The 14,900-nt window shown below is 72.7% G+C and carries 12 protein-coding genes; 10 read left to right on the top strand and 2 right to left on the bottom strand.

Annotated features, from left to right (window positions below; genetic code table 11):
- Nucleotides 1–71 precede the first annotated feature (71 nt).
- The 8 genes from K3N28_RS10210 to K3N28_RS10175 all read left to right on the top strand — a co-directional run bounded on the left by K3N28_RS10210 (nt 72) and on the right by K3N28_RS10175 (nt 8,622).
- Nucleotides 72–848, top strand: a complete 777-nt coding sequence (locus tag K3N28_RS10210) for an alpha/beta fold hydrolase (protein ID WP_228092396.1) — start codon at nt 72–74, stop codon at nt 846–848.
- 194 nt (nt 849–1,042) lie between these two features.
- A complete protein-coding gene (gene egtA / locus K3N28_RS10205; protein ID WP_228092395.1) occupies nt 1,043–2,275 on the top strand; it encodes an ergothioneine biosynthesis glutamate--cysteine ligase EgtA in 1,233 nt (410 codons plus the stop codon).
- Nucleotides 2,272–3,609 carry an ergothioneine biosynthesis protein EgtB gene (gene egtB, locus K3N28_RS10200; RefSeq protein ID WP_228092394.1) on the top strand — a complete coding sequence of 446 codons (1,338 nt, stop codon included), beginning with the start codon at nt 2,272–2,274 and terminating at the stop codon, nt 3,607–3,609. The genes egtA and egtB overlap by 4 nt, the downstream gene beginning before the upstream one ends.
- On the top strand, nt 3,599–4,546 hold the full coding sequence (gene egtD, locus K3N28_RS10195; protein ID WP_228092393.1) for an L-histidine N(alpha)-methyltransferase: 948 nt from the start codon (nt 3,599–3,601) through the stop codon (nt 4,544–4,546). The genes egtB and egtD overlap by 11 nt, the downstream gene beginning before the upstream one ends.
- A 102-nt stretch (nt 4,547–4,648) precedes the next feature.
- Nucleotides 4,649–5,761 carry a winged helix DNA-binding domain-containing protein gene (locus tag K3N28_RS10190; protein ID WP_228092392.1) on the top strand — a complete coding sequence of 371 codons (1,113 nt, stop codon included), beginning with the start codon at nt 4,649–4,651 and terminating at the stop codon, nt 5,759–5,761.
- Between the two features lie 139 nt (nt 5,762–5,900).
- Nucleotides 5,901–6,407 (top strand): hypothetical protein, encoded by a 507-nt coding sequence (locus K3N28_RS10185; RefSeq protein WP_228092391.1) that lies wholly within the window; start codon nt 5,901–5,903, stop codon nt 6,405–6,407.
- An 85-nt stretch (nt 6,408–6,492) separates the two neighbouring features.
- Nucleotides 6,493–7,665, top strand: coding sequence for a damage-control phosphatase ARMT1 family protein (locus tag K3N28_RS10180; RefSeq protein WP_228092390.1), 1,173 nt, complete (start codon nt 6,493–6,495; stop codon nt 7,663–7,665).
- A 27-nt stretch (nt 7,666–7,692) separates the two neighbouring features.
- Nucleotides 7,693–8,622: an alpha/beta hydrolase gene (locus K3N28_RS10175; RefSeq protein ID WP_228092389.1), complete on the top strand. Its 930-nt coding sequence runs from the start codon at nt 7,693–7,695 to the stop codon at nt 8,620–8,622.
- 28 nt (nt 8,623–8,650) lie between these two features.
- Here K3N28_RS10175 and K3N28_RS10170 read toward each other — a convergent pair whose 3' ends face one another.
- The gene (locus K3N28_RS10170; protein ID WP_228092388.1) at nt 8,651–10,270 is read right to left on the bottom strand and encodes an acyl-CoA dehydrogenase family protein; all 1,620 of its coding nucleotides are present in this window, start codon (nt 10,268–10,270) and stop codon (nt 8,651–8,653) included.
- 146 nt (nt 10,271–10,416) lie between these two features.
- On the opposite strand from K3N28_RS10170, the gene K3N28_RS10165 reads away from it, so the two are divergent.
- Nucleotides 10,417–12,240 (top strand): glycoside hydrolase family 15 protein, encoded by a 1,824-nt coding sequence (locus K3N28_RS10165; protein WP_228092387.1) that lies wholly within the window; start codon nt 10,417–10,419, stop codon nt 12,238–12,240.
- A gap of 6 nt (nt 12,241–12,246) precedes the next feature.
- A complete protein-coding gene (locus tag K3N28_RS10160) occupies nt 12,247–13,302 on the top strand; it encodes a glucose 1-dehydrogenase (protein WP_228092386.1) in 1,056 nt (351 codons plus the stop codon).
- A 70-nt stretch (nt 13,303–13,372) separates the two neighbouring features.
- Here K3N28_RS10160 and K3N28_RS10155 read toward each other — a convergent pair whose 3' ends face one another.
- Nucleotides 13,373–14,896: an alpha/beta hydrolase gene (locus tag K3N28_RS10155; RefSeq protein WP_228092385.1), complete on the bottom strand. Its 1,524-nt coding sequence runs from the start codon at nt 14,894–14,896 to the stop codon at nt 13,373–13,375.
- Nucleotides 14,897–14,900 lie beyond the last annotated feature (4 nt).

Raw genomic sequence — 14,900 nt, 5'->3', positions numbered from 1 at the left:
TCCCGTCCTCGTACCTTTGCGAACGGCTCCGAGGACCCCGTTCCCGAGGCGGCCATGGCACGCTGGTGGCCATGAAGGACTTGTTCTGGCGGGACACCGGCTCCGGCCGCCCCCTCGTCTTCCTGCACGGCGGCTTCCTCGACCACCGGATGTGGGACGACCAGATCCCCGTCTTCGCCGCGGACCACCGCGTCATCGCGCCCGACGCCCGCGGCCACGGCCGCTCGGCCAACGCCTCGGGCCCCTTCCGCCACGGCGACGACGTCGCGGACCTCTTGCGCCGTTTGGACGCCGGACCGGCGATCCTCGTCGGACTGTCCATGGGCGGCGGTGTCGCCGTCGACGTCGCCCTGGACCACCCGGAGCTGGTGGCGGCCGTGATCGTCAGCGGCGCCGGCACCATCGAGTCCTCTTTCACCGACCCGTGGACCGCCGCCACGGTCGAGGCGATCGGCACCGCGATCGGCGCCGGCGACGCCGACGCCGCGATCGAAGCGTTCATGGCCTTCGCCGCCGGGCCCGCCCGGACCCTGGGCGACGTCGACCACGAGGTGGTGCGCCGACTGTACGAGATGGTCAGAGGCTCCTTCGCCAAGCACACCGCCGACGAACCGCGCTGGATGCTCCCCTCGACCGACACCTGGGCCCGCGCCGCCGGGATCCGAGTCCCCGTGCACGCGATCAACGGCGCCCTCGACTCGCCCGATCACCTCGGCATGGCCGAACGGCTCGTCGACACCGTCGGCACCGGCCGGGTGGTCACCGTCGGCGGCACCGCCCACTACCCCAACATGGAGCGCCCCGACCAGTTCGACGCCGCCCTCCGCGAACTCCTGCGCACCCTCTGAACGGTCCCGGACGGCTCCCTGCCACCGTGCGCCTATTGTCGCGTTTGGTCGGCAGACTACGTCGCTCACCGTGAACGCCGACTCCGGTTACCGTGCTCACGCGAAATGTTTCCCCTGCTCATAAGCGTTTTGATTGACAAGCCCTTGCTGGGTACTCACTCTGAAGAGAGGCCGAGCAGGAAGTGGAGCGTGAGATGGCAATGAACACGGCTTTGACGGAAGAGGAAGCGGCGGCGTTCATCGGGCGGACCTGCTTCACCACCGGCCCGTCACGGCGGATCGGCATCGAACTGGAGTGGCTGGTCGACCCCGTGGGCGACCAGTGGGTCACCGAGCGGCTGCCCCACGGCGGCGCGGTCACCCGCGAACCGGGCGGCCAGGTCGAACTGTCCTCCGCCCCGGCGGACGACGTGGTCGCGTGCATCGCCGCCGTCGAAGCGGACCAGGCCGCGCTCGAAGCCGCCCTCGCGGTCCGCGGCCAGACCATCCGCGGCGGCGGCTTCCACCCCTATCACCAGGCGAAGCGGGTGCTCGCCGACCCGCGGTACCGGGCGATGGAGGACTACTTCGGCCGCCAAGGCCCCTGGGGCATCACGATGATGTGCTGCACCGCGTCCCTCCAGGTCAACGTCGACGCCGGCGACGAGGGCGACGGCCCCGGAGGGCTCCTCCGGCGATGGAACCTGGCCCACCGCATCGGCCCGGTCCTCACGGCGGCGTTCGCGAACTCGCCGCTGCGGGACGGACGCCCCAGCGGCTGGAAGTCCACCCGCCACGCCGTCCTGGCCCGGCTCGACCCCGGGCGGACCCTCCCGATGCCCGACACCGACGACGTGCGGCGCGACTTCGCCCGATACGCCCTCGACGCCCCGGTCCTGTGCCGGCGCTGCGACCCGCCCGAGCCGTGGACCGTCCCCTCGGACGTGACCCTGCGCTCCTGGATCCGGGACGGCCTCGACGGCCGGCGACCCACCGAGGACGACATCAAGTACCACCTGACCACCCTCTTCCCGCCCGTGCGCCCGCGCGGCTGGTTCGAACTGCGCATGATCGACCAGCAGGACGGCGACGGCTGGATCATCCCCGCCCTGGTCGCCGCGACGCTCATGGACGACCCGGCCACCGCCGCGGCCGCCTACGAGGCCACCGAACCGCTCTGCCGCGGCGGCGCCCAACCGCCCTGGCAGGTCTGGCTCGACGCCGGACGCTTCGGCCTGACCGACCCGGTCCTGCGCACGGCCGCCCAGGACTGCTTCGCCGCCGTCGCCGACGCGTTGCGCCGCAACGGCACACCAGCCCACCTGCGAGGCGCGCTGGCCATGTTCCGGCAGCGCTACGTGGACCGCGGCCGCTGCCCGGCCGACGACCGGCTCGACCGCCTCAGCCTCGACCGTCCGATCCCGCTCGCCATGGAGGCGCCGTCATGAGCGCGAACCGCACGCGTACCGCCGGCGCCGGTCCCGAGCCGCACGGCGAGGCACGCCTGCGGGACGCCTTCGACGCCGCCCGCAGGCGCACCCTCGCGCTGACCGACTGCCTCGACGACGCCGAGCTGTGCGCCCAGCACTCCCGGCTGATGTCCCCGCTGGTGTGGGACCTCGCGCACGTCGGCAACCTCGAAGAGATCTACCTGGTCCGCGGCGTCGGGGGCCTCCCGGGGGTCCGCCCCGACCTCGACGGCCTCTACGACGCCTTCGAGCATCCGCGGGCCGTGCGCGTCGAACTGCCCCTGCTGCGCCCGGCCGAGGCCCGCGAATACATCGCCGAAGTCCGCGCCCGGTCCATGGCGGTGCTCGCGGACACGGCCGCCGTCGACGACCCCCTGCCCAGGGACGGCTCCGTCTTCGCCTTCGTCGCACAGCACGAAGCGCAGCACGCCGAGACGATGCTCGCCACCCACCAGCTCCGCCAAGGGCTCCCGGTGCTCACGGCCACCGCGCCGCCGCGCGGCGAGGCCGCCGACCCGCCCGCCGAAGTGCTCGTGCCCGGCGGCCCGTTCACCATGGGGACCTCGACCGACCCGTGGGCGCTCGACAACGAGCGCCCCGCCCACCCCGTCGACGTCCCGGCCTTCCGGCTCGACGCCGCACCGGTCACCAACGCCGCGTACCAGGCGTTCATCGACGACGGCGGCTACGACGACCCGCGCTGGTGGGCCCCCGAAGGCTGGGTGCACCGGCAGCGCGAAGGCTGGCAGGCGCCGCTGTCCTGGTACCGCGACCAGGGCCACTGGTGGCAGCGCCGGTTCGGCGGGTTCGAGCCCGTCCACGGCGGTCAACCGGTCGTCCACGTCAGCTGGTACGAGGCCGACGCCTACGCCCGCTGGGCCGGTCGGCGCCTGCCCACCGAAGCCGAATGGGAGAAGGCCGCCCGCCACGACCCCGCGACCGGGAGGACCCTGCGCAACCCATGGGGCGCGGCGGACGCCCACGGCGACCGCGCCAACATCGGGCAGCGGCACCTCCAGCCCTCACCGGTCGGCTCGCACCCCGCGGGGGTCGCGCCGTGCGGCGCGCATCAGATGCTCGGCGACGTCTGGGAGTGGACCGCGAGCGACTTCACCGGCTACCCGGGTTTCCGCGCCCTGCCCGACAAGACCTACTCGGAGGTCTTCTTCGGCTCGGACTACAAGGTCCTGCGCGGCGGTTCGTTCGCCACCGACCCGATGGCCTGCCGGGCCACGTTCCGCAACTGGGACCTGCCCATGCGGCGGCAGATCTTCGCCGGATTCCGCACCGCCCGCACCGCCGATGACGACTGAGGCGCCCGGCGGCTCGGACGAGGCCCTGCGCGCCGACGCCCTCGCCGGACTGACCGCCCGGCCGAAGACCATGCCGCCCAAATGGTGCTACGACGAGCACGGCAGCCGCCTGTTCGAACGGATCACCCGGCTCCCGGAGTACTACCTCACCCGGGCCGAGACCGAGATCCTCGCCGCCCGCGCCCCGCGGATCGCCGCCGACACCGCGGCCCGCAGCCTGATCGAACTCGGCTCGGGCTCGTCCGCCAAGAGCCGCCTCCTCATCGACGCGATGACCGCACTGGACGCGTACGTGCCGGTGGACGTCGACCCCGCGGTGCTGCGAGCCGCCGCCGCGGCACTGCGACGCGACCGCCCGGGGCTGACCGTCCAGCCCGTGGTCGGCGACTTCCAGGACCGCCTGCGGCTGGACCGCTTCGCCCGGCCGCGCCTGGTCGCCTTCCTCGGCAGCACCGTCGGGAACCTCCTCCCGGACGAGCGCGTCCGCTTCCTGAACCGCATCGGCGACGCATTCGAACCGGGCGACGCGCTGCTCCTCGGGGTCGACCTCGTCAAGGACCCGGCGACGTTGATCGCCGCCTACGACGACGCCGAGGGCGTGACCGCCGCCTTCAACCGCAACCTCCTCGCCGTCCTCAACCGCCGCCTGGGAGCCGATTTCGACCCGAGGGACTTCGCGCACACGGCGGTCTGGGACCCCGGCCGCGAGCGCATCGAGATGCGCCTGCGCGCCCACCGGGCGCTCACCGTGAAGCTCCCGGCGCTCGGCCTGGCGATCCACTTCGACGAAGGCGAGGACCTCCTGACCGAGACCTCGGCCAAATTCCGCCGCGAATCCCTCGAACCCGAACTCGCGGCGGCCGGCCTGCGGCCCCGCCGCTGGTGGACCGACGCCGCCGGCCGTTTCGCGCTGAGCCTCACGGTGAAGGCCGGTTGAACCGCGAGGGCGCCATGCGGCCCCGCCGGTTCGGGCCGCGCGCCGCTCGGCGGCGGCCATGAGGCCGGACGCCGCTGGTGCGCGTGCGGTTTAATGGCCTGCGTGGCAACCTTCGGCGTCCGCGCTCTGAACCGAACCCTGCTCGCCCGCCAGTTCCTGGACGACCGCGTGCCGCTCACCGCCCTGGAGGCCGTCGAGCACCTCGTGGCCGTGCAGGGGCAGTTCCCCAACAGCCCCTACATAGGACTGTGGGCGCGCGTGACGTCGTTCCGGCGCGACGATCTCGCCGCGCTGCTGGAGGACCGGAAGGTCGTGCGCTCGATCACGCTGCGGCGCACCGTCCACCTCTCCTCGTCCGAGGACTTCGCGTGGCTCCGGCCGGTGGCCCAGCCAGTCGTGCGCAACGCGCTGCAATCGGCCTTCTACGCCGAGGCGATCGAAGGGCTCGACCTCGACGAGCTGCGCCGCGCCGGCCGCGAGCTGCTCACCGGAAAGCCGCTGACCCGCAAGGCGTTCGGGAGCCTCCTCGCCGAGCGCTTCCCGGGACGGCACGGCGGCAGGCTCGTCGACACGGTGGAGGTCCTGGAGGCCCTGGTCCACGCCCCGCGGAACGGGGCCTGGGGCGGCTGGCGGCACCCGAGCAACGTCGCCGTCGCCTTGGCCGAGGAGCAGACCGGCCTGCCGATGAGCGAGGAACGACGCCTGGAGACGCTGGTCCGCCGCTACCTCGCGGCGTTCGGCCCGGCGAGCGTCATGGACGTGCAGGCGTGGTCGGGCCTGACGCGGCTGCGCGAACCGATCGAGGCGATGCGGCCCGCCCTGCGGGTGTCCAGGGGCGAGGACGGCAAGGAGCTGTTCGACCTGCCGGACGCGCCACTGGGCGATCCCGACCGCCCCGTGCCCGTGCGGTTCCTCCCGGCCTTCGACAACGCGCTGCTCGGCCACCGGGACCGCACCCGGATCATCAGCGAGGCCGACCGGAAGCGGTACGCGGCCGGCGCCTCCGGGGGCGTCCCGATGTTCCTGGTCGACGGGTTCGCCGCGGGCACCTGGTCGGTGCAAGGCGGGACCGTCACCGTGACGCCGACGCGACCGCTGCGGGAGGCCGACGCCGCCGCCGTGCATGAGGCGGGATCGCGCCTGCTCGAGTTCATCCTGCCCGACGAGCCCGACCGCCGGATCGTCTTCGCCGACGCCGTAGAGGAGGCCCGGTAGCGGCGTCCCCCTCCTCGTCTCGCGGAGGGCCTCGGGGCCGGTCGGCTCTGGTCCTCGAACGCCCCTGGGGTTCATGCCGAACCGACATGGGAATGCCGACTCCGCGCCGTCCGGCACGGTCGCGCTATGCTCGGTCCCCATGCGCACCGCCCCTGCCCTGCTGCTGCCCCTCGTGCTCGGGATGACGATGCTCGGCGCCTGCACCGGCCCCACCGAACCGGAGGACCCGACACCGGCCCCGAGCACCGCCGCGGAACCGGCCGGCGAGGTCTACGTCCTCCAACTCGACACTCACGAGGGCGACGATGGCGAGGAGCTCAGCCTTCAGCGGCCCGAGTCCATGATCCTCAGCGAGTTCTCCCATGCCGAGAACCTGGAGTGGGAGGCGTGGGGAGGGGACTCGGCCGTCGCTACCGGGAACCTCCACGGGATGTTCTGCGTCGACGGCGGCTGCGAAGGACCGGAGTACGAGGTCGCCCTGGTCCTCTGCGAGGTCGTCGACGACCACTACCGGCGATTCGGCGTGTTCGGCGACTTCCCCGAATTCGACGACGGCGACTGGGCCTTCGGGGGGCCGCTGTACATGAGCGGCATCCCCGCGGACGACGACTGGAGCAACGGCTGCGCGGCACCGGCCGACCGCTAAGACCGGACCTGACCGGCCGCGCCGAGCACGTGCCCGGCCGTGATGGGATCATGCTCTCGTACCGCGAGTGAACGGAGTGGCAACTGTGGATGATCAACGCCCGGACGGACCGCCCCCGCGGATCGGCATCGACCGGCCCGAATCCTTCAGCTACTCGGTCTTCCACGAGCGCCACCCGGCCCTGATCGCGAACCTGATCCGCGACTTCCCGTACCCGCCGCGCCTTCGGGACCGCCTCGAAGCCCTCCTCGCCGAGAGCCTCGACGGGACCGTGCCGCCGGAGGTCCCGCCGGGCCCGAACGCGCCGTTCTGGGAGTCCCAGATCGCCGAGCGCGCCGGCAGGCCTTGGCGCGCCCTGCCGTTCATCTGGGCCGAGTCGTACTTCTACCGCCGCCTGCTCGAGGCCGTCGAGTACTTCGAGCCTGACAGCGCCTGGCACGGCGTCGACCTCTTCGCGCCCCAGAAGCACGCGCAGCTCGACGGCCCCGAGATCCTCGCCGACCTCGACGCCTACGCCGCGCTCACCGAACGCGACCCCTATGAGCGCCGCCAGGCACTGCTGCACGCGAGCCTCTGGGGCAACCAGGCCGACCTCGGTTTCCGCACCACCAACGCCATCGAAGGCCGCGGCGCCGTCGTGGTCGACGACAGCGCCGCCCTCTGGGACCTCGTCGACGGCCCGGTCGACCGGCCCGTGATCCTCGTCGCCGACAACGCCGGCCGCGAGCTCACCGCCGACCTCGCGCTGGCCGACAGCCTCCTCGAAACCGGCGCCGGCGCGGTGGAACTCCACCTCAAACCGCACCCGTACTTCGTCTCGGACGCCACCGGCCACGACGTCCTCGCGACCCTGGACGCGATCGGCGCGAACCCGAACGATGCGGTCCGGGCCCTCGCCGAACGGCTGCGAACCGCGATCCGCACCGGACGCCTGCGCCTGCGCGCCCATCCCTGCTACGTCCTGCCCTCCACCTACCACCACCTCCCGCCCGACCTGGCGCGGGACTTCGCGGACGCGAAACTCGTGATCCTCAAGGGCGACTTGAACTACCGCAGGCTCGTCGGCGACCGCGAATGGGACGCCGCCACGGCCTTCGGCGAGGTCGCGGACTATTTCCCCGGCGCCGTGGCCGCACTGCGGACCGCGAAGTCCGACCTCGCCGTCGGCATCGCCCCCGCTCGCCTCGCCGAACTCGATTCCGGTCGGCCGGACTGGCGGATCAGCGGCACGCACGCCATGATTCAGGTGCACGTGTAAGCGATTGCCCTATCGAAGGAGGCGGCCGTGCCGGTCGACGAGTACTTCACCGAGATGTTCCGCGGCATGGAGACGGCCGCCGCCGCAGGCGCGACCGATGAGGAGCGCCAGGCGCTGACCCAGGCGTTCGTGCGCGAGTACGTGGGGGACGCGCTCGCCTGGGACACCACGGGCGTCGCCGTGGAGGACCTCGCGATCGACGGCCCCCACGGCCCGATCCCGTTGCGCTGCTACCGGCCCGACGGCCCGATCACCGGCGCCGTCCTGTGGGCCCACGGCGGCGGCTTCCGCCACGGCGACCTCGACATGTTCGAAGGCCACGTCGTGAGCATCGAACTGGCCCGCCGCGCCGGAGCCTTCGTGGCCTCGGTGGACTACCGCCTCGCCGACGGCGTCCTCACCTACCCCGTGCCGATCGATGATATATCGGCATCGTGGTATTGGCTCATCGAACAAGACCTGCCCCCCGACGCGCCGATCGCCTCGGGCGGCGCCAGCGCCGGAGCCGCGCTGGTCCTCGCCGCCGCTCTGCGCGCCAGGGACTCCGGCGCACGGCCGCCGGACGCGCTCCTCCTCGCCTATCCGTTCGCCCACTACCCGAACCCGGCCCTGAGCCCCGCGTTGAGCGGCGAGATGGCGGCGCTGCCGTTCCGCTTCGAGCCCCAGGGCGTCGAGGAGATGGTCCGCAACTACGTGGGCCGCATCAGCGACGTGCCGCCGGACGCCCTGCCGGGCGCGGCCAGACTCGACGGCCTGCCCCGCACCAGGATCTGCATCTCCGAGTACGACGACCTGCGCGCCTCCTCCGAGCTGCTGGAGCGCCAACTGCAGGAGGTCGGCGTCCCGGTCGAGACGTACCTGGCCCGCGGCATGACCCACGGCCACCTGAACCACTCCCCGAAGATCCCCGAGGTGGCGGCCTCGATCGACTTCCTCGCCAAGGGCCTCCACGGATAGGGCCGCGCCTCCCGAGGCCGCCTGCGGCTCAATCCTCGGGCAGGTGCCTCGCGACGATCGCCTCCGCCGCTTTCGTCGGCACCGCACCGTAGTTCAGGCCCCGGCGGGGGCCGAGGCGTGCGGCGCAGAAGGCGTCGGCCACCTCGGTCGTGGCGTGTCGGACGAGGAGTGCGGCCTGCAGCGCCAGGCCCAGGTCCTCGGTGAGCCGCCGCGCCCCCGCCGGCTCGACGCCGTCGCCGAGGCGCCGCTTCACGCGGTCGACGTGCTCCCGCAGCCGCGCGTCCGCGGCGGCGGCCGGTTCGACCTCCGCCAAGAAGGCCTCGGCGCTCTCCGGGGCGGTCGCGAGCGCCCGCAGGACGTCGAGGCAGATGACGTTCCCCGATCCTTCCCAAATGGACATCAGCGGCTGCTCGCGGTACCGCCGCGCCAGCGGGGCCTCCTCGATGTAGCCGTTGCCGCCCAGGCATTCCAGGGCCTCGGCGGCGTGGCCGGGGCCGCGTTTGCACACCCAGTACTTCGCGACGGCCGTCGCCAGCCGCCGGAACGGCGCGTCGGCGGGGTCGTCGTAGGCCGCGGCCAGACGCATCATCGCGGCCGTGGCGGCCTCGGACTCGACGCACAGGTCGGCGAGGACCTGCGTCATGAGCGGCTGGTCGATCAGCCGCCGCCCGAAGGCGCTGCGGTGCGCGGCGTGCCAGGCCGCCTCGGCGGTGCTCTGGCGCATCCCGGCCGCGGTGGCGATGACGCAGTCGAGCCGGGTGTGGTTGACCATCTCGATGATGGTGGCGACGCCGCGGCCCTCCTCCCCGACGAGGTGGGCGACGGCGTCGTGCAGTTCGATCTCGGCCGAGGCGTTCGACCGGTTCCCGAGCTTGTCCTTCAAGCGCTGCAGCCGGATCGCGTTCCGGTTGCCGTCGGGCAGGACCCTGGGGAGGAGGAAGCACGACAGCCCGCCGGGCGCCTGCGCGAGCACCAGGAACGCGTCGTTCATCGGCGCCGAGCAGAACCACTTGTGCCCGCGCAGCGCATAGGCGCCGTCCCCGAGCGGCGTCGCGGCGGTCGTGTTCGCGCGGACGTCGGAGCCGCCCTGCTTCTCGGTCATCGCCATCCCGACGAGCACGCCCGCCTTCTCGCTCAGGGGGCGCGGCCCCGGATCGTACTCCCGGGACACGATGCGCGGCTCCCACACCGCGGCCAGGCGAGGACTCGCGCGCAGCGCCGGGACGGCCGCGTAGGTCATCGAGATCGGGCAGGCGTGGCCCGGTTCGATCTGGGCGAGCATCGAGACGAGCACCGCCCGCGCGGCGTGCGCGCCGGGTCGCGGCTCGGCCCACGGCATCGCGTGCGCGCCGTGCTCGACGGCCAGACCCATGAACCGGTGCCACGACGGGTGGAAGTCGACCTCGTCGATCCGGTTCCCGTACCGGTCGTGGGTGCGCAGCACCGGCGGGTTCCGGTGCGCCTCCTCGGCCCACCGCGCCGCGTCCGCGCCCGCGAGGACGCCGCCGAGGGCCCGCGCCCGCTCGGCGATCCAGCCCGCGCCCGACCGCTCGGCGGCCTCGCGCAGCGGCGCGTTCGTCGTGTACAGATTCCGGTCCACCAGCGGCGGCGCCTGGTTGGTGACAGTGTGGGTCTCGACGGCACTCATGGCGCGCTCCCTGGATCGGCGGATCCCACATGGTAGTACGCCTGGAGCGCGCGATCCATCGGTGATGTCCCGTCGCCGCACGCATATGCCGAGCGTCGTCGGGTAGTCGAGCGGGACCGAAGAAGGAACATGAGGGAGGTGGGCGCGTGGCCTCGCGGATCGAGGATTACGGATTGCTCGGGGACCTGCACACGGCTGCGCTGGTCGGCGCGGACGGATCGATCGACTGGCTGTGCCTGCCGCGGTTCGACTCGCCCGCCTGCTTCGCGGCCCTGCTCGGCGACGAGGAGCACGGCTGCTGGCAGTTGGGGCCGGCCTCCGGCGGGCGCTGCACGCGCCGCCGCTACCGCGGCGACACGCTCGTCCTGGAGACCGAGTGGGACACGCCCGAAGGCAGCGTGCGGGTCACCGACGCGATGCCGCCGCGGGACGGGGCCGCCGACCTGGTGCGGGTGGTGGAGGGCCTCAGCGGACGGGTCCCGATGCGCACGATGATGCGCCTGCGGTTCGGCTACGGCCGGGTCGAGCCGTGGATCCGCTGCCACGACGGGCACCTCTCCGCGATCGCGGGACCCGACGCGGCCTGGCTCAACGCCGACGTGCCGCTCGAGGTCGAGCGCGCGACCGCCCGCGCGGAGTTCACGGTGGGCGCGGGGGAGCGGGTGTCGTTCGTGCTCATCCATCAGCTGTCCCATGAGGATCGTCCGGAGCCGCCCGACCCGATGTGGGCGCTCGAGCACACCGAGGCGTTCTGGACCGAGTGGATGGGCCGCCTGCGCTACGAAGGGGAGTGGGACGAGGCCGTGCGGCGCTCCCTGCTGACCCTGAAGGCCCTCACGTACGACCCGACCGGGGGGATCGCGGCCGCCGCGACGACCTCGCTGCCGGAGGACATCGGCGGGGTCCGCAACTGGGACTACCGGTTCTGCTGGCTGCGCGACGCCGGGTTCGTCCTCCAGGCGCTGCTCGGCACCGGCTTCATCGAGGAGGCCGACGTGTGGCGGCAGTGGCTGCTGCGCGCCGCCGCGGGCGACCCGGCGGAGCTCCAGATCATGTACGGCCTCGACGGCCGCCACTGGCTTCCCGAGCTCGAACTCGACTGGCTCCCCGGATACGAGGGCTCGACCCCGGTGCGCATCGGCAACGCCGCGACCGGGCAGTTCCAGCTCGACGTGTGGGGCGAGACCCTCGACGCGCTGCATCTCGCCCGCGACGCCGACCTGGAGGCGAACCAGAACGCCTGGGAGCTGCAGAAGGCCCTGCTGCGCTTCCTCGAAGAGCATTGGAACGAGCCCGACGACAGCCTCTGGGAGGTCCGGGGCGAGCGCCGCCACTTCGTGCACTCGAAGGTCATGGCCTGGGCCGGGTTCGACCGGGCCGTCCAGGCCGTCGAGCGCTACGGGCTCGACGGGCCCGTGGCGCGGTGGCGCGAGCTGCGCGACCGGATCCACGCGCAGGTGTGCGAGCGCGGCTTCGACCCCGACCGCGGCACCTTCACCCAGTTCTACGGCTCCAAGGGCCTGGACGCCGCGCTGCTGCTGATCCCTCAGGTCGGCTTCCTGCCGTGGGGCGACCAGCGGGTGGTCGGCACCGTCGAGGCGGTGCAGCGCGAGCTGTCCCGCGACGGGTTCCTCTTGCGGTACGACATGGAGTCCGACGGCGGCGTCGACGGACTCCCCGGTGAGGAGGGCGTCTTCCTCGCCTGCACGTTCTGGCTGGTGGAGGCCCTGCACGGGATCGGGCGCGAGCGCGAGGCCCGGGAGCTGTTCGAGCGGCTGCTGGGGGTGCGCAACGACCTCGGCCTGCTCAGCGAGGAGCTGGACATGGCCACGGGCCGCCATCTGGGCAACACCCCGCAGGCGTACAGCCATGTGGGTCTGGTGAACGCCGCGCGGCATCTCAGCGGCGCGCACCGGGCCGCGGAGCCGCACGCCGTCGAACCGGAAGAACCGTCCCAAGAGGAGGAATGAGCAGCCATGCGCGCGTTGACCATCGCACCGGGCCGGAAGCGGTCCCTGGAACTCGTCGAGACCGAGGAGCCGACGCCGGCAGCGGGCGAGCTGCTCGTCGACGGGCTCGCGCTCGGCGTGTGCGGCACCGACAAGGACCTGATCGCGGGGGAGTACGGGTGGGCGCCGCCCGGTTCCGACCGGCTGGTGCTCGGCCACGAGTCGCTCGGCCGCGTGCGGACCGCGCCCGAGGGCAGCGGCTTCGCGCCCGGCGACCTCGTGGTCGGCGTGGTGCGCCGCCCCGATCCGGTGCCGTGCGGCGCGTGCGCGCACGGCGAGTTCGACTCGTGCCGCAACGGCGGTTACGTCGAGCGCGGCATCAAGCAGCTCGACGGCTACGGCAGCGAGGTGTGGACCGTGGAGGCCGGGTACGCCGTCAAGATCGACCCCGCGCTGTCCGAAGTGGGCGTGCTCCTGGAGCCGATGAGCGTCCTCGCCAAGGCCTGGGAGCAGATCGACCGGATCGGCGGGCGCGCCTGGTTCGAGCCGCGGTCGGTCCTGGTCACCGGTGCGGGCCCGATCGGCCTGCTCGCGGCCCTCGTCGGGGCGCAGCGCGGCCTCGACGTCCACGTCTACGACCACAACGAGGACGGGCCGAAGCCGAAGCTCGCGGCCGACCTCGGCGTGGCCTACCACCACGAGAGCATGGAGGCCGCGGTCGCGAAGGCCGAGCCGGACATCGTCATCGAGGCCACGGGCGCTCCTTCGCTCGTGTTCGACGCGATCGGGGCGACCTCGTCGTTCGGGATCACGTGCCTGACCGGGGTGTCCTCCTCCGGCAGGAAGGTGGGCGTCGACGCCGGGGAGGTGAACCGGGACCTCGTGCTGGAGAACGACGTGGTCTTCGGGACGGTCAACGCCAACCTGGACCACTACGCGCAGGCGGCGCGGTACCTCGCGGCGGCCGACCGCGACTGGCTGCGGCGCATCATCACCCGGCGTGTGCCGTTGCGCCGCTTCAAGGAGGCCTTCCAGGGGCAGCGGGGCGACGTCAAGGTCGTCATCGACCTCCAGGACGCGTGACTGCTAGGATGTCCGCTGTGGACGCGGAGGCGGCCGGGCTCGCGCCCGGCCGCCACATCGCTGCAGGCGTCTAGTAAGGACCGACCGTTCCCGGCGCCCGCTGGTCGCCGAGCGCGCCGAACCCTCCCGGGAAGTCCAGGTTCGGGCATCGCAGGCCCTCCTCCGGCACGGTGCGGTCGACGAAGTAGGCGTTCACCGCGTCGTCGACGCACGCCGACCAGCCGCCGTAGACGGTGTGGCTGTAGCCCTCGTACGTGATGAGGTGGCCATCGGCCTGCTCGGCGGCGGTCAGGGTCCACTCGTAGACCGTGGCCGGGTCGTGCTCGTTGCCGATGAAGACGATCGGCGGCGCGTGGTCGATGTCCAGTTCCTCGCGCCCGTTGGTGTGCTCGATCCCGGAGCCGACGCAGGCGAGCGCGTGCGTGTTGTACGGCGTCCACTCCACGTTCGGGTACTCCTCGGCGAGTTTGCCGGTGAGCGCGGCGAACTCGTCGTAGTCCTCGATCTCCCAGCCCCAGTCCTGGCACCAGGCCGGGTAGTACAGGTACTCCAAGAGCGCGGCCTCCTGGAGCGCGGACACGCCCGGGAGCGTCTCGCCCGCGAGCATGGCGGCGTATTCCTCGGCGAGGGTCGGCCAGTACTGCGGGTAGTTCGCGCCGAAGGTGTAGCCCTCGGTCAGGCCGTAGAAGTCCAGCGGGTCGCCGCTGTACGGGTCGATCAGGCCGCCGGACCGGGCCATGGCCTTGAGCTCGGCGTGGACGGTCGCGACGTCTTCGCCGTGGAGCGCGCACTCGGATGCGGACGCGCACCAGTCGGCGAACGCGAGGAAGTTCTCCTCCACGGGCGCCGTCTCCGAGCTCATGAAGTCCCATGTGGACTCCAGGCTGTGGTCCATGTTGCCGTCCAGCACCATGGTGCGGATCTTCCGCGGGTACTGCTCGGCGTACTGCTGGCCCATGAGGGTGCCGTAGGAGTAGCCCAGGAAGTTGAGCCTCCCCTCGCCGAGGGCGCGCCGGATGCGCTCCATGTCCTCGACGGTCTCCAGGTTGCTGACGTGGTCGAACAGCTTCCCGGTGCGCTCGCGGCAGTCCTCGGTGAGGCCGGCGTTGGCGGCTTCGAGGGCCTCGAAGGACGCCTCGTCGTGGGGGATGCCCGCGAGCGCGACCGGCACGAGCGCGTCCTCGCTGCAGAGGACCTGCGTGCTGGTGTTGACGCCGCGCGGGTCGAAGCCGACGATGTCGAACCGTTCGGCGGCCTCGCCGCTCAGCGGGTTGCCGCCGAAGACGATGCTCGCGACCCCGGAGCCGCCGGGGCCGCCGGGGTCCATGAGGATCGTGCCGATCTTCTCGTGGGGGTTCGCGGCCTGCCTGCGGGCGAGGCCGATCTCGATCTTCTCGCCCCGCGGACGGTCGTAGTCGAGCGGAACGGTGATGGTGGCGCACTCGACCGGATCGCCCGCTTCGGCGTCGGGACAGGGCTGCCAGTCGATGCCCCGGTGGGGCGGGCCGGCGGCGGCCGCGGGGGTCGCGGCGAGGAGGGTGGTGGCGAGGAGCGCCGCGGCGACGGCGGCGAGACGGCGGGTGGAGGTCTGCAAACTG

Source organism: Glycomyces sp. TRM65418 (genome assembly GCF_019710475.1).
In the GTDB taxonomy this organism is placed as follows: Bacteria; Actinomycetota; Actinomycetes; order Mycobacteriales; family Micromonosporaceae; genus Glycomyces.
Note: the sequence above shows the minus strand (reverse complement) of the source record. Positions and strands in the feature narration are given on the sequence as shown.

Coding starts and splice junctions, on each gene's coding strand:
- K3N28_RS10210 (WP_228092396.1), top strand. CDS start 72: ATGAAGGACTTGTTCTGGCGGGACACCGGCTCCGGCCGCCCCCTCGTC.
- egtA (WP_228092395.1), top strand. CDS start 1,043: ATGGCAATGAACACGGCTTTGACGGAAGAGGAAGCGGCGGCGTTCATC.
- egtB (WP_228092394.1), top strand. CDS start 2,272: ATGAGCGCGAACCGCACGCGTACCGCCGGCGCCGGTCCCGAGCCGCAC.
- egtD (WP_228092393.1), top strand. CDS start 3,599: ATGACGACTGAGGCGCCCGGCGGCTCGGACGAGGCCCTGCGCGCCGAC.
- K3N28_RS10185 (WP_228092391.1), top strand. CDS start 5,901: ATGCGCACCGCCCCTGCCCTGCTGCTGCCCCTCGTGCTCGGGATGACG.
- K3N28_RS10170 (WP_228092388.1), bottom strand. CDS start 10,270: ATGAGTGCCGTCGAGACCCACACTGTCACCAACCAGGCGCCGCCGCTG.
- K3N28_RS10160 (WP_228092386.1), top strand. CDS start 12,247: ATGCGCGCGTTGACCATCGCACCGGGCCGGAAGCGGTCCCTGGAACTC.